This window comes from Actinoplanes sichuanensis (assembly GCF_033097365.1).
GTDB classification, from domain to species: Bacteria; Actinomycetota; Actinomycetes; order Mycobacteriales; family Micromonosporaceae; genus Actinoplanes; species Actinoplanes sichuanensis.
The window spans coordinates 10,404,431-10,423,757 of the sequence record NZ_AP028461.1; the positions used below are offsets into that span (position 1 = coordinate 10,404,431).

At 68.5% G+C, this 19,327-nt stretch carries 15 protein-coding genes, 2 tRNA genes and 1 pseudogene; 8 read left to right on the top strand and 10 right to left on the bottom strand.

Going from position 1 to position 19,327, the window contains the following annotated elements:
- Nucleotides 1–9 precede the first annotated feature (9 nt).
- A complete protein-coding gene (locus Q0Z83_RS47925) occupies nt 10–1,134 on the bottom strand; it encodes a hypothetical protein (RefSeq protein WP_317790255.1) in 1,125 nt (374 codons plus the stop codon).
- A 207-nt stretch (nt 1,135–1,341) separates the two neighbouring features.
- Nucleotides 1,342–1,503 carry a DUF5679 domain-containing protein gene (locus Q0Z83_RS47930; protein WP_170153756.1) on the bottom strand — a complete coding sequence of 54 codons (162 nt, stop codon included), beginning with the start codon at nt 1,501–1,503 and terminating at the stop codon, nt 1,342–1,344.
- Between the two features lie 447 nt (nt 1,504–1,950).
- Here Q0Z83_RS47930 and Q0Z83_RS47935 point away from each other — a divergent pair, with 447 nt between their 5' ends.
- Nucleotides 1,951–2,481 carry a M48 metallopeptidase family protein gene (locus Q0Z83_RS47935; RefSeq protein ID WP_317790256.1) on the top strand — a complete coding sequence of 177 codons (531 nt, stop codon included), beginning with the start codon at nt 1,951–1,953 and terminating at the stop codon, nt 2,479–2,481.
- A 137-nt stretch (nt 2,482–2,618) separates the two neighbouring features.
- The gene (locus Q0Z83_RS47940; RefSeq protein WP_449701871.1) at nt 2,619–3,191 is read left to right on the top strand and encodes a hypothetical protein; all 573 of its coding nucleotides are present in this window, start codon (nt 2,619–2,621) and stop codon (nt 3,189–3,191) included.
- Between the two features lie 8 nt (nt 3,192–3,199).
- Here the strand turns inward: Q0Z83_RS47940 and Q0Z83_RS47945 are convergent, their stop codons facing one another.
- Nucleotides 3,200–4,435, bottom strand: a complete 1,236-nt coding sequence (locus Q0Z83_RS47945; RefSeq protein WP_317790258.1) for a zinc-dependent metalloprotease — start codon at nt 4,433–4,435, stop codon at nt 3,200–3,202.
- 90 nt (nt 4,436–4,525) lie between these two features.
- Here Q0Z83_RS47945 and Q0Z83_RS47950 point away from each other — a divergent pair, with 90 nt between their 5' ends.
- The 4 genes from Q0Z83_RS47950 (at nt 4,526) to Q0Z83_RS47965 (ending at nt 10,008) form a co-directional block, all read left to right on the top strand.
- Complete coding sequence (locus Q0Z83_RS47950) at nt 4,526–5,554, top strand: YlbL family protein (RefSeq protein ID WP_317790259.1); 1,029 nt, start codon at nt 4,526–4,528, stop codon at nt 5,552–5,554.
- Between the two features lie 130 nt (nt 5,555–5,684).
- A complete protein-coding gene (locus tag Q0Z83_RS47955) occupies nt 5,685–8,651 on the top strand; it encodes a UPF0182 family membrane protein (RefSeq protein ID WP_317790260.1) in 2,967 nt (988 codons plus the stop codon).
- A gap of 62 nt (nt 8,652–8,713) precedes the next feature.
- A tRNA-Met gene (locus Q0Z83_RS47960) sits at nt 8,714–8,787 on the top strand.
- Between the two features lie 1,035 nt (nt 8,788–9,822).
- Nucleotides 9,823–10,008, top strand: a complete 186-nt coding sequence (locus Q0Z83_RS47965; protein WP_317790261.1) for a hypothetical protein — start codon at nt 9,823–9,825, stop codon at nt 10,006–10,008.
- A 252-nt stretch (nt 10,009–10,260) separates the two neighbouring features.
- Here the strand turns inward: Q0Z83_RS47965 and Q0Z83_RS47970 are convergent, their stop codons facing one another.
- From Q0Z83_RS47970 to Q0Z83_RS47985, 5 genes are all read right to left on the bottom strand, one after another.
- Nucleotides 10,261–10,797, bottom strand: a complete 537-nt coding sequence (locus Q0Z83_RS47970) for a hypothetical protein (protein ID WP_317790262.1) — start codon at nt 10,795–10,797, stop codon at nt 10,261–10,263.
- Between the two features lie 725 nt (nt 10,798–11,522).
- A tRNA-Met gene (locus tag Q0Z83_RS47975) sits at nt 11,523–11,596 on the bottom strand.
- Entirely contained in the window at nt 11,558–12,115 is a 558-nt protein-coding gene (locus Q0Z83_RS56000) for an ATP-binding protein (protein WP_378079244.1), read from the bottom strand. The genes Q0Z83_RS47975 and Q0Z83_RS56000 overlap by 39 nt, the downstream gene beginning before the upstream one ends.
- 310 nt (nt 12,116–12,425) lie before the next feature.
- Nucleotides 12,426–13,706, bottom strand: a complete 1,281-nt coding sequence (locus tag Q0Z83_RS47980) for an IS701 family transposase (protein WP_396349889.1) — start codon at nt 13,704–13,706, stop codon at nt 12,426–12,428.
- 353 nt (nt 13,707–14,059) lie between these two features.
- On the bottom strand, nt 14,060–15,241 hold the full coding sequence (locus Q0Z83_RS47985) for a lamin tail domain-containing protein (RefSeq protein WP_317790263.1): 1,182 nt from the start codon (nt 15,239–15,241) through the stop codon (nt 14,060–14,062).
- 324 nt (nt 15,242–15,565) lie between these two features.
- On the opposite strand from Q0Z83_RS47985, the gene Q0Z83_RS47990 reads away from it, so the two are divergent.
- The gene (locus tag Q0Z83_RS47990; protein WP_317790264.1) at nt 15,566–16,174 is read left to right on the top strand and encodes a pentapeptide repeat-containing protein; all 609 of its coding nucleotides are present in this window, start codon (nt 15,566–15,568) and stop codon (nt 16,172–16,174) included.
- A 19-nt stretch (nt 16,175–16,193) separates the two neighbouring features.
- Nucleotides 16,194–17,168, top strand: a pseudogene (locus Q0Z83_RS47995) (TerC/Alx family metal homeostasis membrane protein); the annotation flags it as partial.
- Between the two features lie 241 nt (nt 17,169–17,409).
- Here the strand turns inward: Q0Z83_RS47995 and Q0Z83_RS48000 are convergent.
- Nucleotides 17,410–18,315 carry a translation initiation factor 2 gene (locus Q0Z83_RS48000; protein ID WP_317790265.1) on the bottom strand — a complete coding sequence of 302 codons (906 nt, stop codon included), beginning with the start codon at nt 18,313–18,315 and terminating at the stop codon, nt 17,410–17,412.
- Between the two features lie 160 nt (nt 18,316–18,475).
- Nucleotides 18,476–19,327, bottom strand: coding sequence for a spermidine synthase (locus Q0Z83_RS48005; protein ID WP_317790266.1), 852 nt, complete (start codon nt 19,325–19,327; stop codon nt 18,476–18,478).

Sequence of the window (19,327 nt, forward strand, 5' to 3'; positions counted from 1 at the left end):
GGGTCCGCCTCACCCGGCCCGTCGCAAGGGGGTTTGGTGGTTATGTGGTGAAGGTCCGGTGAAGGTTGGCCTCCGCCGACGCTGCTGGCACACGCAGGCGGGGTGTGCCGTCCAGGTTCGGCGGCGGAACCGGCCGGGTGCGGCGATCTCCACGGCGGCGCTCAGCGTCTCCGGAGCTCCGCCGTCCAGGAACGTCAGGATCTCACCTGTCGCGTAGGCGGTGGCGGCCATCAGGGTGGCCACCGCGCACGCCTCGGCGCCACCCGGCGGGGCCGCCTGCGCGCCCGTCCAGCCGCCGTCCCGGTCTCTGCGGTGCAGGTCGACACAGTGCAGGCAGGGTCCGCCGGTGGCGGGCACGAGAGGGCCGATCACCGCCACGCCGTCGCGGATCGCGACGGCCAGGTGCGGCTGTCGACGCGCGGCGAATCCGGCGGCGAGGAGGGCGGGCGGCTCGTCGTGGGCGAGTTGCACGACCAGAGACGCGGGCGTACGGCGTACCGGATGCACTCCGGTGCCCTGCGCGGTCCGCAGGATCGCCGCCTCGACAGCGCCCCGCCTAGCGGTGCCGACGTCTTCCGGTCGCAGTGGGGAGCCGGTGATCTCGGCCGCTCCGACGGCCCCGGACAGGTCCGGGTGGACGTGCCCGACCCCGGCTTCGGCCAGGGCGACCGCGATGGTGGCGCCGAGCCGCCCGCGCCCGCTGACCACGATCCGGGCCGACCGCCGGCGCCGCAGCACCCGTGCCGGGGAGGGGCCGTCGCCGGACTGGAACCGGGGTCCCGCCGAGCCGAGCGCGAGCGCGGCGGCCTCACAGGTGAGCCGGTGTCGGGTGACCGCGGGCAGGGCCGGTGGCAGCAGCGTCGGCGAGGGCAGCACCAGGCCGACCGAGTGGAGCATGTCGAGCAGGGCGAGCGTCTCGGTGGCCGGCACGCCCAGCTCGGCGGCCCGGGCCACGACGAGTCGCTCGGAGTGCCGCCCGTCGAGCAGGTCGAGCACTCCGGCGGCACGTGGATCGGGCAGTTGCAGGACGACGCCGTGAGCGGGATCCAGGCCGAGTTGGAACTCGCCGGGCCCGCGCCAGAAGCGGGGGAGCCCGGGGATGAGGGTCGGCCGGGGCAGGGGTGTCCGGGTCATGAGTGACAGGGTGTCACTGCGAAGCTGCGGAGCGATGATGTTATCCACAGGCCCTCACGGCCCTGGTGAGGGTTGTCCACAGCTATACGGAAGTTATCCACAGGTGCTCTAGTGGCTCACTTGACACAACGTGTCTGAGTGAACACGGTTACGGGTGGGACGTGCCGGGGAGGGCGGCCGTCTCCGGCTGTCCTCCCCGGATCTCGTTCACGCCTTGGCCTTGCCCAGGATGCGGTTCATCGTGGTGCCGCAGACCGGGCACTTGCCCTTGGCCATGTTCATGCCGGTCTTGGAGACCGCCACCTCACCCTGGAAGTCGCGCTTCTCCTTGCACTTGACGCAGTAGCCGTTGTACGTGTTGTCGGCCACGTTTCCTCCTCGTAGTTTTCGTCGGCCGCCCGGCCCGGTGCCCTGTTGCGGCGGCGGGCGCGAACCTGCCACGCGGATGTGGCCACCCGTCCGGGGCGGTCACTTACCCAGGTCAGGCCGGTTCCATGTCAGCGCAGCGTCGGCGGAGTCGCCGACGACGTGAGTGTGCCGGTCCTGCGTACCCTTTTTGGCCAGTTTTGCCGGGACACGCCGACGATTCCCATCGTAAAGGCATAAAACGGACAGAAATGTCGGTTGGGCGCCTGAGTCGACGATGGTCTAGGTTGACGGGTGTCACCGATGTTGCCGGTGGGGAAATTTTTTTCGGGTATATGCGGGCGAAGTGCTCATATACCGCGACCGTCATTGTCCGTACTCTTGCGGTAACCGGGGTGCGGCGGATTAGCGTCTCAATGTGAACCCGAATCTGGGCCGCGCGAGCCGGTAATGGCCCGCGTGCGCAAGCCTGTCGTGGAAGTGCGGCGCAGCCAGCGCCGGCGACGGACGGTGTCCGCCTATCGCGACGGCGAGCGAGTCGTGGTGCTCATCCCGGACCGCTTCTCCCGTGCGGAGGAGACGGAGTGGGTCGAGCGCATGCTCGCCCGCCTGGAAGCTCGCGAGGAACGGCTGCGGTGCACCGACGCCGAGCTGCTGGCCCGCGCCCGCCGTCTGATCACCCGCTACCTGGCCGATCACGCCGACGAGGTGGTCCCGGCGAGTGTGCGCTGGGTGACGAACCAGAACGGGCGCTGGGGCTCCTGCACCCCCGACGACGCGACGATCCGGATTTCACACCGCATCCAGGAGATGCCCGATTGGGTCATCGACTACGTGCTCCTGCACGAGCTGGCCCATCTCGTCGTGCCGAGCCACAACAACCGCTTCTGGGACCTGGTCAACCGCTTCCCCAAGGCCGAGCGGGCCCGCGGCTATCTGGAGGGCGTCTCGGCCGCCGGAACCCTGGTGATGGCCGAATAGGATCATCCGCGGCGGGCGGCCCGCGGTTCGCTCACCGATGATCCGGCGCCTCCGGCGATCGCGGGGGTACGCCGTGAGCACCATCTCGCGAGCACTCTGAGTAGGGTGACGCTGTGACGCGGCGTGTAGTGGTGACGATGCTGGTCCCGGTGCCGTGGAGCCCACCCGGCGTGGACCTGGCGGCCTGGCGTGCGGCCATGGCCGAGGACGTGGTCGACCTGCTGGCCCGGCTGGCCCAGGCCGAGGCCGCGATCGCCGCCACCCGGGACGACCTGGCACTGGCCGGTGAGATCGCCTGGCCGGGCATGCGCATCTACGAGATCGCCACCCCGACGGTGTTGCCGGTGCTGGCCGCGGCCGCCGCGGACGGTTTCGAGCAGGCCGCCGTGATCGCCGGAGACGCTCCGGACGTACCGGGAATGACCCTGGGAAAGCTGCTACGGCCCCTCGACGCCAAGTCCGTGGCGGTGGCTCCGGCCGGCCCCGGCGGGGGCCTCTTCGGCGTCGCCACGAGCCTGCCCGCGCCGGACTGGCTGGTCGATCACGATCTCGACACCGCCTCCGCCCAACTGCTGCGCAGGACGGCACCGTCGCCCGGCGAGGTCACCTCGACCCCGCCGTGGCGTCGGCTGCGCGGCCCGACCGATCTGGCCGGCCTGGAGCCCGCCCTGGAGGGCTGGGAGAACACCCGGGCCCTCCTCGGCGGCTGAAGCGCTGGTCAGTCCTCTTTCGGGCCCTCGCCCAGGTTGTCCAGCTCGCTGATGTCCCAGTCCGAACGGATCCGGGCGAAGGCCTCCGGGTCGGCGAAATCCTCGTCGGTCGGCAGTAGGTCCGGGTGGTCCCACAGCGCGTCCCGCCCGGCGATGCCCCGGTGCTCGGTGACCGCGGTCCACAGCGCGCCCGCCTCACGCAGACGCCGTGGCCGCAGCTCCAGGCCGACCAGGGCGGCGAACGTCTGCTCGGCCGGACCGCCGGCGGCCCGACGGCGGCGGAACGCCTCGCCGAGCGGCACCACGGACGGCAGCCGGTCACCGGCGGCGGCGTCCACCACCTGACCGACCCAGCCCTCGACCAGCGCGAGCGCGGTCTCCAACCGGGCCAGCCCGGCCTTCTGCTGCGGGGTGTCCTCGGGAGTGAAGATGCCCTCGAGGGCCATCGCCTGCATCGACTCCGGGTCGGTCGGGTCGACGCGGCTCATCGCCTCCTCGATCGCCTCCCGATTCACCGTGATGCCGTTGGCGTAGGTCTCGACGGCGCTCAGCACGTGCGCTCGCAGCCACGGGACATGCCCGAAGAGCCGCTGGTGGGCCGCCTCGCGCAGCGCCACGTACAGCCGGACCTGGTCCTCGGGAAGCTCGAGGCCTGATCCGTACACCTTGATGTTGGAGGGAACCAGCGCCGCGGTGCCGGCCGGGCCGAGCGGAAGCCCGATGTCGCCGGCCGAGAGGACCTCGGCCGCGAGCTGGCCGAAGGCCTGCCCGAGTTGACCGCCGAAGAGCGCGCCGCCGAGCGTGGCGACCATCGACTGCATCGGGCCGAGTTGGAGGCGGGCCTCCTCGGGGACCAGGTCGCCCATCGCGCCCACCATGCGGCCGGCGATCGGCTCACACAGCTTCTTCCAGACGTCCAGGGTGTTGTAGATCCACTCATTACGGTTCCACGCGACGGACTTGTGGATGCCGGTCGGGAGCGCGCACACCGGATCGAGCCAGAGGTCGGCGAGGCGCAGAGCCTCCTCGACCTGATGGCGCTCCAGCATGTTCACCGCGGGGTCACCGGCGGCCGAGAGCTGGCTGGCGGCGACCTGACGGGCCAGGTCCCAGTTGACCGGGCCACTGCCGGGCGCGGCGAACATCTGCTGCAGCTGCGCCATGAACTGCTGCATCTGCTGCGGGTCGGAGGGGTCGGGCGGCTGCGCGCCCGGCAGGGAGAAGCCGAACGGGATATCAGGCACGACCCCAACGGTACGCGCGAAAAGCCCGTAGCGGACTGAGGGAGGTATCAGCTCAGAGAGAACTCAGACAGGGTGGGTACGCTCACGCGCATGAGACGTCGCGGTGTCACCGTCATCCTCGGCGCCCTGATCACCGCTCTGCTGGCTGCCGGTGTCATGGTCGCACCGATGCCCTACGTGGTGCTCAAGCCCGGCCCCACCGTCGACACCCTCGGTGTGCAGAACGGGGTCGAGGTCATCCAGGTCGCCAAGGGCGAGACCTCCAAGTCCGCCGGCCAGCTGCGCCTCACCACGGTCAACGTGCAGTCGCAGGTGGAGCTGGTGTGGGCGATCCGGGGCTGGCTGAGCGACTCGGACGCGGTGGTGCCCCGTGAGCTGATCTACCCGCCGGACCGGAGTGAGCAGCAGGTCCAGGAGCAGAACGCCCAGGAGTGGAAGGACTCGCAGAGCAGCGCCGAGAAGGTCGCACTCCGCGAGCTGGGCTACCCGATGCAGGTCTACGTGGGCAAGGTCACCACCGGCGGAGCGGCCGACGGCGTGCTGAAGGCCGAGGACGTCCTCAAGTCGATCGACGGCACCGAGATCACCCGGGACGACCAGGTCGCCGAGCTGGTCCGGGCCAAGCCGGCCGGCACCACGCTCACCGTCGCCTACGAGCGCGACGGCAAGGCGGCGACCGCGCAGATCACCTCCAAGGCCGACGCGTCCGACGGCAAACCGCGGATCGGCATCGAGATCGCCACCAAGCAGTCCGACCCACTCGGGATCAAGATCGATCTCGACAAGATCGGCGGCCCGAGTGCGGGCCTGATGTTCACCCTGGGCATCATCGACAAGATGAAGCCCGAGGACCTCACCGGCGGCAAGATCATCGCTGGTACGGGCACCATCGACGACGACGGCAATGTGGGCCCGATCGGCGGCATCCCGCAGAAGCTGGTCGGCGCCGAGAAAGCCGGGGCCGTGCTCTTCCTGGTCCCCAAGGACAACTGTGCGGAGGCGCTGCGCAACGCCCGACCCGGGCTCACCATGGCCGAGGTGGCCACGGTGGACGACGCGCTCACCGCGCTCAAGACGTTCACCGCCGGAAACGACCCGAAGCCGTGCTCGGCTTCGTGAAACGCACACGCCGGTAGTGACGGGACAGTTCTGCCGCGTATAGAAGCTGGATGCGACATCGTAAGGTGAAACACCGGCCAGACGAAGTGTGGAGCCAACGTTGGTCATGCGTAACAGTCCTCTACCGAGGATGAGCCGGCGCGGTCGCGTGACCGTCGGCGTCCTGGTCGGGGTCTTCATTCTTTTCACGCTGCTCGGTTGGGGTATCGACGCGTACACCGACTACCTGTGGTTCGACGAGGTGCAGAAGACCACGGTCTTCTCCGGGGTGTTGACCACCCGTCTCGTCCTCTTCCTGGTGGTCGGCGCGGCGATGACGCTGATCGTCGCCGGCAACCTCTACCTGGCGTACCGTCTGCGCCCGCTGCTGCGCCCACACTCAGCGGAACAGGCCACGCTGGAGCGCTACCGCATGATCCTGGCGCCCCGCCTGGGCACCTGGATCGCCGTCACCGGCATCGTCATCGGCTTCTTCGCGGGGCTCTCCGCGCAGAGCCGGTGGAGTGACTGGATGCTGTTCCAGAACGGCAGTTCCTTCGGCGAGACCGACCCTCAGTTCGGGGTCGACATCGCCTTCTACATCTTCGAGTACCCGCTGTGGCGTTACGTGCTCGGTCTCGGCTTCACCGCCGTGGTGCTGTCGGTGATCGGCTCGCTGGCCGTGCACTACATCTTCGGCGGCGTGCGTCTGCAGGGTGTCGGCGACCGGATGACCACCGCCGCCCGCGCGCATCTGACCTCGCTGGTCGCGGTGTTCGTGCTGCTCAAGGCGGTGGCGTATGTGCTCGACAGGCGGGCGCTCCTGCTCGAGCAGCACGTGTCGCCCGGGCTGTACGGCGCGGGCTACACCGACGTGAACGCGCTGCTGCCGGCCAAGGAGATCCTCGCCTACATCTCCGTGGTGGTGGCGATCGCGATCATCGTCTTCTCCAACGCCGTGATGCGGAACCTGGTGTGGCCCGGTGTCTCGCTGGCACTGTTGGCGATCTCGGCCGTCGCGATCGGCGGCATCTACCCGCTGGCCGTGCAGAACTTCCAGGTCAAGCCGAGCCTCTACGACAAGGAGGCGGAGTACATAACGCGGTCCATCCAGGCCACCCGGACGGCGTTCGGGCTGGAGAACACCGCGGTCTCGGAATACCCCACGGGCGACGGCCGGCCGCCGGCGGAACTCGCCGACGACACCAGCGCGCAGAACGTCCGGGTGATCGACCCGCAGCTCGTCTCGCAGGCGTTCACCGTGTCGCAGCAGTCCCGCGGCTTCTACGACTTCGGCGAGAAACTCGACGTGGACCGTTACACGATCGGCGGCAAGACCCAGGACTACGTGGTCGGCGCCCGCGAGATCGACGACGAGAAGCTGACCGCGCAGCAGAGCAACTGGCTCAACCGGCACACCGTCTACACCCACGGCTACGGCCTGGTGGCGGCGCCGGCCAACCAGAAGTGCGACACCGGCCTGCCACTGTTCGCCTCCGGCCTGCTCGGCAGCGAGGGCGGCGAGGAGAACGTCAACAAGTGCATCACGCCGACCCAGGAGCTGGAAGCCAAGCAGCCGCGGATCTACTACGGCGAGAAATCCACCGAGTACGCGATCGTCGGCCAGGCTGACGGCGGCAACAACGTGGAGTTCGACCGTCCGCGGGGGCAGAGCACCACCTCCGGCGAGGAGTACTACACCTACTCGGGCAAGGGCGGCGTCGAGATCGGCTCGTTCTTCCGGCGGATGATCTTCGCGATCAAGAACACCGAGAGCAACTTCGTGCTTTCCGGCGCGGTAAACGACAACTCCAAGCTGATGTACATCCGTCAGCCCCGGGAGCGCGTCGAGAAGGTGGCCCCGTTCCTCACCATCGACGGCGACCCGTACCCGGCCGTCGTCGACGGGCGCATCGTGTGGATCCTCGACGGTTACACGACCGCGAAGACGTACCCGTACGCCCAGAAGATCAACCTGGCCACCGAGACCGAGGACCGGCTCACCGGCACCGGGTCGTTCGCGCTCGCCCGTGACGACGTCAACTACATGCGCAACTCGGTCAAGGCGACCGTCGACGCGTACGACGGCACCGTCACCCTGTACGAGTTCGACGACAAGGACCCGATCCTCAAGGCGTGGAACAAGGCCTTCGGCGGTGACCTGATCGTGCCGAAAGCCCAGATCCCGCAGGCACTCGCCGACCACTTCCGCTACCCGGCCGACCTGTTCAAGGTGCAGCGCAACCTGCTCACCAAGTTCCACGTCGAGGACTCGCGGACGTTCTTCTCCGGCGAGGACTTCTGGCAGGTGCCGAACGCACCCGACGCACCGCAGAGCGGGTTCCAGCCGCCGTTCTACCTCAACGTCAAGCTCCCCGAGCAGACTGAGAGCCGGTTCCAGTTGACCGCCGGTGTCACCCCGCTCAAACGGGAGAACATGGCGGCCCTGGTCTCCGGCTCGTACGTCAACGGCGAACCGAGGCTGGAGATACTGCAGCTACGTGACAACACGATCGCGCCCGGCCCGGTCCAGGTGCATCAGCTGATGGTCAACAAGGAGAACATCGCCAACCAGCTGACACTGCTCAACCGTGGCGGCCAGGCGTCGGTCCTCTACGGCAACCTGATCTCGCTCCCACTGGGCAACGACATCCTGTACGTCGAGCCCGTCTACGTGAAGAGCAGCCAGGCCAACGCGGCGCCGCTGCTGCAGAAGGTGCTGATGTCCTACGGTGACGGCGGTTCGTACGTCGTCCTCGAAGACAACCTCACCAAGGGCCTCGAAGCCCTGGCCGCCCTGGGCAAGTCCGGCGCACCACCCACCACCACCCCGACCACGCCGACCACGCCCACCACCCCGGGCGCCTCACCATCACCCAGCACCAGCGTCTCCCCGTCCACCCCGCCGCCCACCGCGGTGCCGGCGGACATGGCGGCGGCCGCCGCCGCAGTCGACAAGGCCATCGAAGACCTGAAGGCCGCTAAGCGCTCCGGCGACCTCGCCAAGGAGGGCCAGGCGCTGATCGACCTGGACAACGCGATCAAGCAGTTCCAGAACCTGCAGAAGGCGACGCCGGCCGGCACCACCACAAGTCCCACACCCACACCGAGCGGGTGAGCATCGTCTCCGGGGGCCGTTTTGCGGCCCCCGGAGCACGTGCGCTAAGGTTTAGCTACCGACGCGGGGTGGAGCAGCTCGGTAGCTCGCTGGGCTCATAACCCAGAGGTCGCAGGTTCAAATCCTGTCCCCGCTACGAGTGCAGGGGGTCTCTGTCCGCGGAATGCGCGGACCGGGGCCCTCTTCGCGTTTCATCAGGGGGCCGAGCCCCCCGAACCCCCGCGTTACGGCTGGTTCGGCGTCTCTGCCCACTCATCGTTACCCCGGCCGTGCGGCCTGGCGGCCTCGACCCTGACGTTCGGTGCGGTTATTCCTGCCACGATCCGTGCGGGCCGTCCCGGCGTACTCGCACTGCCGCCTCCACCGGGCTCCGCGTGCCACGCACCTCGTACCGTCGGCCGTGCGGCCTGGCGGCCTCGGCCCTGGCGTCTGGTGCGGCATCTCTGTCATGCATCGCTATCGCTGAGTTTGCGGCCTGTCTCGGCTTTGACGTTCGGTGCGGCGCTCACGCCGCTTGCCGTTGCCGCTGGACGTGTGGCCTTGCGGCCTTGGCCCTGGCGTTCGGTGTGGCATCGTTGCTGCTCGCCGCTACCGCGGTCGAGGAGGCCTCGTCACTGTCATCACGGCCGGCCGCGCACCGGGATTCCTATGTGTGCGCTGGCCGACTTTCTGGCGTCTTTGAAAGTCTGCGCAGAGTGAACGCGTACGGATGTTCGGGTTGAGCCTGGCTCGGGACCAGGGCCTCCATGGGGATCACCGGATCTGCGGTGGTTGATCTCTTGTTCCTGTCGGGGTTGTTCGGCTGGGTGTTCTGGCAGGTCGAAGAGTGTTTGTTGCCGCCTGACGCGATGGGCCGGCGGGGTTACCCAAAGATCACCTAAAGCGGTCTGTGCGATCTTCTTCGGGCTTTGTTGGAGTGCTGGGCCGGGAGGCGACTGTGCGGGTTCGTTGGGGTTTTGTGGCTGGGCTTCTTGTGGCCGGGGCCGTGGGTGGCCTTGTCGTTTCCGGATCGGGTGGGGTGGCTGCGGCCAGTGGGTCGAACACCGTGTTCGTCGCAGGCGGTGGGGTCGGCGGCGGCGGCGGAATCGTTCTGGAGCCGGACTCGGATGTAGTCGGCCTGGCCAGTGGGTCGAACACGGTGTTCGTTCCGGGTGGGTCTGCGCGGAGCCTCGTGCGGGCGACCCCTCAGCGCGGTGGAGAGACCGGCACGCTGGTTACGAGTAGTGGTGGCGGGGAGACCGGCACGCTGGTCGCCAGCGGTACCGGCGAAGAGATCGCGGTGCTGATCGCCGGGGGCACCGGCGGCGGGACCGGTACTCCGCCTGGCAGTGGGATGACCGGCGGTACCGGAATCTGAGCTGGTCGGGTGCCGGGGGACACGGACCGACAGGGCACCCAAAGGTTGATCGCCATCATTTCAGTGGCGCCCCTGTGCGGTGGACTTCCGATCCGGTGGGCGCCACGCCGATCTCGCCTCATGGCGACCACACAAGGAGATCACCCTGTTGCGTCGCAACGCTTACATCGTTCTTCTGGGCGGCAGCCTCCTACTCGGGGGCACGGCTGGTGCCGTACCCGTGCTTGCCGGAACCCAGGGGCCGCCGCCGGGTCAGGTGCGTCCGTCGGCGATTCCGAGTCCGACGTCACCGCGGCCATCCACGCCGATGAGCCCGGGGCCGACCTCCGCCGGTCCGGTGAGCCCGAAGCCGGCATCGGGCTGCGACCACGACCCCAGCGTCTGGCCGGAGTGGACGGCTACGCCCGGCATCGAGACACTCAGCCGCAGAAGGCCGCCGACCACACCCACGATCACCCCACGACCCACCACTCCACCAACCTCACCAGCCACCCTCACACCGACGCCGCCGGCAACTTCACCACCCACCTCACCGCCGACTCCGTCGGTGACAGTTCCTCCCACCTCACCGCCGACCCCGCCGGCCACACTTCCACCCACCTCACCGTTCACCCCGCCGCCTACCGAGCCGCAGGTTCCGTCCTCCAACAAGCCGTCGACCTCACCACCCGCGGAACCTCCCGTCGAACCGTCGACTTCAGCGTCAGACCCAGAACCGGCGCCGAGCGGTCCGACTCCATCTGCCAGCCTGCCTGTGACCTCGCCGACACCCAACAGTTCCGCATCCAAGTGCGTGAGTCCGTCACCGAGCTCGTAACCCGAACTCGGTGACACCCGAAGGCCCTTGTCGGCGAAGACGCGACAAGGGCCTTTCGCGCCCCCAGAGCCCCCAGCCGCCAGGTCACGCGGGCCGGGTTATTCGTGCGTGGCAGCTCACCGCACCAGGCGTCACCCCCGAAGCCGCGCCGCACGGCCGGGTGCGCATGAGAGACACCGTCACCGGCCCAGACACCAGAGCCGAGACCGCCAGGCCACAAGACCAACGGCGAAGGTAGCGGCGAGCAGCAGCGATGCCACACCGAACGCCAGGGCCAAGGACGCAAGGCCACACGTCCGGCGGCAACGGTGAGCGGCGTGAGTGCCGCACCCAAAGCCGAGACAGGCCGCAAACTCAGCGATAGCGATGCATGACAGATGCCGCACCAGACGCCAGGGCCAAGGCCGCCAGCCACACGGCCAGCGGTACGAGGTGCGTGGCACGCGGAGCCCGGTGGATGCGGCAGTCCGAGTACTCCGGGACGGCCCGCAAGTGATCGTCGCAGGGGTGCCGCACCGAACGCCGGGTCCGAGGCCGCCAGGCCGCACGGCCGCCAGGCCGCACGGCCGGGGTAACGATGAGTGGGCACAGACGCCGAACCAGCCGTAACGCGGGGGTTCGGGGGGCTCGGCCCCCTGATGAAACGCGAAGAGGGCCCCGGTCCGCGCATTCCGCGGACAGAGACCCCCTGCACTCGTAGCGGGGACAGGATTTGAACCTGCGACCTCTGGGTTATGAGCCCAGCGAGCTACCGAGCTGCTCCACCCCGCGTCGGTAGCTAAACCCTAGCGCACTGGGTTCGAGGGCTGCAAAACGGCCCCCCGTGAAGGTGGACTGGACGGCCGGTGTCGCGAGGGTGGGCCAGAAATGCGGCTGTCTCCCGCCGGGGTCGGCATCGACGCGGACTGTGCCGTTGTGGCGTTCGCTGGCCGATGGCCAGGCCGGTTCCGGCGTGGTGTTCGCTGCCGTCGGCTCGGGTGGAGGGGTTGAATACTTCGGCTCGCTGGTTTTCGGGATGCCGATTCCGCGGCTGGCCATCTCGATGCGGCAGGTGGCGGGGTCTGGTGCGGTGGCGCGGATGGTGATCTCGGCGACGCGGCCGGCGGGGGTGTATTCGATGGCGTTGCCGGTGAGGTTGTCGTGGACCTGGCGGATCGGGGTGGGGTTGCCGAGGACGGTGGGCAGCGGGCCGCAGGCGGGCGGATTGTGGTCGGTGAGGCACCGGATGCCCAGGTGGCGATGGTCACCGGTGGAGATGTCGGCCGTTTCGACATCGACCTGGGAGGGCACCGGCCCGGAAGGTGGAACCGGTGATCGACGCCGGAGGTATCGGCCTGCTGGAGTGCGGCGATGGCCTCGACCGGTCTGGGTGCCGCCGCGGGGCCCGCCAGACGGTGCGGATTTCGGAGGCGGTGGCCGTGGTGGCCGGCCGGTGCGACACAGGTGACCTCGACCGTATCGGGTAGCCGTTCGCCGAGCAGAGCCACCAAGCCGATGACGAGAACGGAACGATGCCGAACCGGCCCCGAGTATTCGACGCCATTGGGGACGCTCCTGGCCGATGACCGAACGGTCCTAGTACGGCAGCCGCCATTCGTGATCATGGTTGGAGTTCGAGGGTGAGGCGGCGGGCGTAGTGGGCTCGTCTGGCTCGTGCCTGGTGGCGGCGTCGCCAGTTTGACCAGCGCAGACGGTAGGCGATGCTGCGGGTTGGCCGGATCAGCAGGACGTTGATCAGACGGCGGATTTCGTTGACGGTCAGGTCGATCATGTCGGGCTGACCGCGACGATCTGCGGTGCGGGCGTCGGCGGCGCAGATCGCGAGGACGGCGAGGGCGGCCAGGGCCAGGGTGGTGAACCGGTGCCAGGACGTCCACCGGCGGACTTGGTGCTGGTCAAGGCCGACTTGGCCTTTTCCGGCCTGAAAGCTTTCCTCCACGATCCAGCGAACTCCCGCGACCCGCACGAACTGGGCGAGGGTGGCCGGCCCCGGTGCCCAGCAGCGGTAGAAAGCCAGCTCACCGGTCGTGGTGTTACGTCGGATGAGCAGGCTGTGCCGGCCATCGTCGTCGGGGTCACCGTCGGCGCCGACGTCGGCCAGCCAGGCCCAGTCGTAGAACCGTGGTCCTTTCGAGCCGTCACCAGCGCTGCGCCGGGTCCAGGCGGTGGCGGGCAGGTTCTCGGCGAGGCGGTCGACGCGGCAGCGGGTCTTGCCTGCGTCGATCGGCACGAGGTGATCGCAGGAGACTGCCAGCACGTAGCCGAGGCGGAGTTTGCGCAGTTCACTGCGGAGCCGGGTGTTATTGCCGTAGGCCTCGTCCGCGGCGACCCACCGGGCTGGGACCAGGGCATTCACCGCGGCGTTGATCATGTCGTCGGCCAACTCCGAGCGGGTGGCGAACGTGACGTCCTGCGGAATGCCGGCCCGCTCGCACCGGTCACGGTCATCGGTCCAGGACTTCGGCAGGTAAACCCTGCGGTCGATCAGAGTGTGACCGTGCCTGCTCGCATAGGCGAGGAACACTCCGACCTGGGCGTTCTCGATCCGCCCGGCGGTTCCGGTGTATTGACGCTGGACACCGACCGAGTGCACGCCCTTCTTCAGATCGCCGGTCTCGTCGACCACGAGGACACCGTCAGGGTCACCGAGTCGGTCAGCGACGACCTTGCGAACGTCGTCACGCACCGCGTCAGCGTCCCACTTGGCCCGGTAGAGCAGCCGTTGCATCGCATCCGGTCGGGCATGTCCGGCCTGCTCAGCCACCTGCCAACACGTCTTGACCTCCAGGTCGGCAAGCAGCCCGGTGACGAACCCGGCCGCCGCCCGGCGGGGCTCAACCCGGCAGAACCGGCCCGCGAACGAGTCGATCACCAGGTCGATGGTTCGTCGCCACCGAGCAGGCTCTACGCTGTGGCTCTCGGCCACCGCAAGGTCTGATGTTGTGTCCACAACGCACAGACGATCATGCGGTGGCCGTCCTTGTTCCCGCAGGATCCGAGGTCACCTCACGAACGGCGGCTGCCGTACTAGGACCGAACGGCTCTAGGACCGAACGGCTCTAGGACTGAACGGCTCTAGGGCCGCAGGGCTCTAGGACCGCCGGGCTCTAGGACCGAACGGCTCTAGGAGCGAACGGTCCTAGAGCCGAACGGGCCAGGATCGAGCGGGCCGAGGGCCGAAAAGGCCGGACCGAACGGGTCGAGGCTGAAAAGGAGTGTCCCCGCCGGGTCGTTTCAGCAGGTGGTGTAGCCCTTGCCTGCGGTCGTCCACCGGCAGCTGTCGATGGTCTTGCCGGCGTCGGTCCGCAGGGTCGCGGTGTCGCCGCCGTTGTTCCACACGTGGTAGCTCTTGCCCCAGTAACGGGTGGCGGTGGTGTTGGTGCCCTTGCCGGTACGGACGATCACGCTCTTGCCGGCGGCCAGCGTGTAGCTGCTGGTGAACCGGTAGAGGTTGCCGGCGGCGTCACGGACCGTCCACCCCTTGAGGTTGACCGCCTTGCTGCTCTTGTTGGTGAGCTGCGCGTACTCCCCGTTGATGCTCTTGTTGGTGCGGCTGTCCACACCGGGGGAGTTGTACTGGATCCGGGTGAACTGGATCGAGCCGACGGCGGGTGTGGTGGTGGGCGGGTTGGTCGGGTTGGTCGGTGTGGTCGGCGGAGTGGTGCCGCCGCCGGAGCCGCCGACGTCCACGGTCCGGGTGTACGTGTTGCTGGTGATCAGGTTCTCGGCGGAGGCGTACGCCGCGTTCCCGGTCTCGGCGATGACCGCCCGGTAGGTCTGCTGCCCGCCCGGCTGCCCGGTGGCGGTGCCCTGGAATTCGGCGTTGTCGTCGCCGTCGTCGTTGGGCGGTGTGGCGCCGCCCTCACCGGCCGGACCGTCGGTGACGCCCGACGCGACCGCGACCCAGCTACCGCCGCTCTGCCGTTCCACCCGGACCGGGAAGTACGGCTGGTCGGGACTGGTGTGCACGTTGAAGCTGATGCTGCCGGAACCGGTCGAGCTGACCGTGAACGTGGCACCGACCTTGAGCGGGGCCTGCACGATCCGCGAGTACTGTCCGCCGGATTCGACGGCCCACACGAAGCCGGAGTCCATCACCCGGCGGATGGTCCACCGGCCGTTGCTGCCGGCGGTGACCGTGGTGGGCATGTCGGTCTCGAACTGGGTGGCCGGTGACAGCTCCGAACCCTGAGTGGCGTCTTTGCCCCACTTGTAGGCGGCCTCACGCAGTGTGACGGTGGCGTTCGCGGTGGCGGTGCCGGTCAGGGTCACCGTGCCGAAGCCGACCTGGGCCGGTGGCGTGTCGAACGTCGGCGCTGCGGCCCAGGCGGGCGTGGTCCCGAATACGCCGGTAGCCGCGATGAGCACGCCCAGCGCGGAACCCGTACCGAAAACTGTTTTCGGTCGTCTGAACATGGTGTTGAAAATCCTCCATTGTGCGGCCGGACGATGAGGTTATCGAAAGCGATTCGAGGTGGTCATCGTTCATCCCGTCTGCGCACCCTACCCGCAAAGCTGCAGGTAGAAGCTGTTTGCCCGGGTGTCGGTAAAGTTATCGGCAGCTCCGACCGAGGGATTGTGCAAGGAATGATTGAACTAGCCGCCGATTGTTCTCGGTGCGCCGCGTTGTGCTGCGTTGCCCCCGCCTTCGCCAAGTCGTCCGATTTTGCGGTCGACAAACCGGCCGGGCAGCCGTGCCGGAATCTGGGCGACGATTTCCGCTGCACCATTCATGAGGAGTTGCCGCGACGCGGGTTCCCCGGCTGTGTGGTGTTCGACTGTTTCGGGGCGGGGCAGCGGATCACTCAGGACACCTTCGGCGGACGGGACTGGCGCTCCGCGCCGGAGCTGGCCGGTGACATGTTCGCGGTACTCCCGGTGGTGCGGCAGCTGCACGAGCTGATGTGGTATCTGACCGAGGCATTGAAGCTGGACGAGGCGCGCCGGCTGCACCCGAAGTTGCGGGCCGCTCTCGACGAGACCGACGTACTGGCCGGAAGCGATCCCGGTGGCCTGCGGAAACTGGACGTGGAGGCGTACCGCGTCCGGGTTGTGCCGTTGTTGCGGAGGGCGAGTGAGATGGCCCGGTCGCGGGCCGGTGGGCGCCGTCCGGACCACAGTGGTGCCCAGCTGATCGGGCGCCGCCTGCGCGGCGCCGATCTGCGCGGCGCGAGTTTCCGCGGCGCCCTGTTGATCGGCACCGATCTGCGTGACGCGGATCTACGCCGAGCCGATTTCACCGGCGCCGACATGCGGGGTACGGACCTGCGCGGCGCGAACCTGGACGGAGCGATCTTTCTCACCGCGTCGCAGCTCCGGGCGGCAGTGACGGGGGACGATCACCCTTAGGATGGGGCGCATGCAACCGGTGTCCGGTGTGGTGTGGGCCCTGACCGTTGCCGGCATCGTCGGCCTGCTGCTCTTCGACTTCTTCTTTCACGTGCGCAAGGCCCATGTGCCGAAACTGCGTGAGGCGGCACTGTGGACGTCGATCTACGTGTCGATCGCGATCCTGTTCGGTGTCGGCGTCTGGATCTTCGGTGGCTCCACGATGGGCCAGGAGTATTTCGCCGGCTATGTCACCGAGGAGGCGCTGTCGGTCGACAACCTCTTCGTGTTCCTGTTGCTGCTGAGCAGTTTCAAGGTGCCGCGCGCCGACCAGCAGAAGGTGCTGCTGTTCGGGATCGTGGTGTCGCTACTCGCCCGGACCGGGTTCATCCTGCTCGGTTCGGCACTGATCAACTCGTTCGCCTGGATCTTCTATCTGTTCGGGCTGATCCTGCTGGTCACCGCGGGCAATCTGCTCAAGCAGAAACACGACGAAGGCGAGGCGCCGGACAACATCGTGATCCGGCTGGCCCGGCGTTTCCTACGGACCTCGGAGACGTACGACGGGGACAAGCTCTTCACCTACCAGGACGGCAAGCGGGTGCTCACCCCGATGCTGCTGGTCATGGTGGCGATCGGCGGGACCGACATCCTGTTCGCGCTGGACTCGATTCCGGCCATCTTCGGGCTGACTCAGAACGTGTACCTGGTCTTCACCGCCACCGCCTTCTCCCTGTTGGGGCTGCGGCAGCTGTACTTCCTGATCGACGGCCTGCTGGACCGTCTGGTCTTCCTCTCCTACGGCCTGGCCGCGATCCTCGGGCTGATCGGCGTGAAGCTGGTCCTGCACGCCCTGCACGAGAACAATGTGCCGTTCATCAACGACGGTGAGCCGGTCGACGTGGTGGAGATTCCGACCGCGGTCTCGCTCGGCGCCATCGTCGGGGTCCTGCTGATCACCGTGGTCGCGTCACTGCTCAGCCCGAAGGGCCAGGCCCGGACGGTGGCGGCGGCGGTCCGCCGGTCGGCACACGAGTTCCTCGACGTGGAGACCGATCCGGAGTACTGCGACGAGGTCTTCCACCGGATGCTCGCCGAAGAGAAGAAATTCGAGGCGCTGACGCCGAAGCAGCGGTCCCTGCTCCGGCAGGAGGCCGAGCTGACGACGTTGTTGGAGCGGGCGCACCGGGTGCACGACGAGCGGGTCGCCGCCGGGCACTGCTTCGTGCCGGCGACGACCTAGACCGGAACCGCCGTCAGCGGTCCCGGTTGAGGTAAGACGAGAGGTTCGTGGTCTGCCCGTCGTCGGGGGACTGGGAGACCAGGTTCGCCACCCGGGCGGCCAGGCTCGCGGCGCGCGACGCCAGGTCCGGCTCGGACTGCCGGGAGTCCAGCTCGGCGCGGAGAGCCTCCTCGGCGCGCAGCGCGTCGGCCTCCACCCCGGGGCGGTCGGAGTAGTCCCGCGGACCGGAGACGGGCTCCTGGTAGTCCTGGTACTCCTGGTAGACCGGCTCGGCGTAGGCGGGAGCGGGCTCGGCATATGCGGGCTCGGCATATGCGGGCTCGGTGTAGGCGGGCTCTTTGACCTCCGGAGCGGGCACCGGAACCTCGCCGAGCATCGTCACGGTCTGCCCTTGACCACCCAGGTGGTTACTGAATTCCGGGCCGATGACCAGCCGGGACAGCATCCGCGCCTGTACGGCCGGCACCCCGATGAGATCGGCGTTCTCCACTCGGAACCGGGCGATCGCCTGCCGCATGGTGTTGGCCAGATGATCGGCCGCGCTGATCTTGCTCAGCTCGCCACCGGCGAAGACCAAGGCCGGGAAGGTACCCTCCGGCCCCTTGCAGACCAGCTGGATCTGGGTGACCGTGCCGTTGCGGCCGGTCTCCCGGTTGCCCGGCTGGACACGCAGGTGCTGCGGCCAGAGCCAGAACAGCTCGCCACTACTGTGCGTGCTTTCGCTGTCATGTACGTAACGCACCCGGCGGTCCGTGACGATGACGTCCGTCTCCTCCGGCAGCGTCCACCGGGGCAGTGACGACGCCTCGTCGAACGCGTATTCGGCCACGGCGCATCGACCGCGCCACAGGACGCGCTCACCGCCGTCGAGCGGTCCGAGGTCCGTGCCCTCTGGGGACAGGAAGTGCTGGTGGAACATGGTTGCCTTCCCCGTGCCTGCCGCGATCTCGTGAACAACGGCCGCAACGATTACAACCGGGTACCGGCGGTGTCGCCAGTCACCGGGCGTGAATCACACCGGAACTCGCGGAATCGACACAGGACGGTGATCAGGGATACACCAACGGCCGACTCCACAATTACTTACGGTTACCGAAGAGCCCTTCGGGGGGTAGGGGAGAGGGTACCGCCGCAGCGTCCGGAACGGGAGACGCTCCACCGGTGAAGCGATCAAGATCGGTCTCGACCCGCCCGGGGAACCAGTCACCGGCGGCCCGCCGGGACAATTCGGCGATCGGCGGAGGGGTACGCCCGGCGACCACCACGAGATTGCCGAAGCGCCGCCCGCGCAGCACCGCCGAGTCCGCCACCAGACACGCCTCCGGCAGCGCGGCCCGGATCGTGGCCACCTGTGCCCGGGCATACCGCAACGGCGGCCCGTCGGCGACGTTCGCGATCAGCCGGCCGGCCGGGTCCAGCACCCGGGCCACCTGCTCGGCGAACTCGGCCGAGGCGAGGTGCGCCGGGGTACGGGCGCCGGCGAACACGTCCAGGACCACCACGTCGTACCCGGCGTCCCGCATCCCCTCGACCGCGGCTCGGGCGTCGGCGACCCGTACCCGGATGTTGCTGTTGTTCGGCAGCGGCAGCGCCGACCGGACCAGCTCGACGAGCGGACCGTCGATCTCGACCACCCGTTGCGCCGAACCGGGCCGGGTGACCGCCACATACCGCGGCAGGGTCAGTGCGCCACCGCCGAGATGCAGCACGCGCAGCGGGCGGCCGGCCGGTGCGGCCAGATCGATCGCGGCCGCCATCCGCCTGATGTACTCGAACTCCAGGTGCGTGGGGTCGGCCAGGTCGACGTGGGACTGCGGCGCCCCGTCGAGCAGCAGCGTCCAGGCGGTGTCCCGGTCGGGGTCGGGCACCAGCTCGGCGACGCCCGAGGCGACCGTCTCGACCCGGGTCCGCGATGCCCTGCGCTGTGCCAT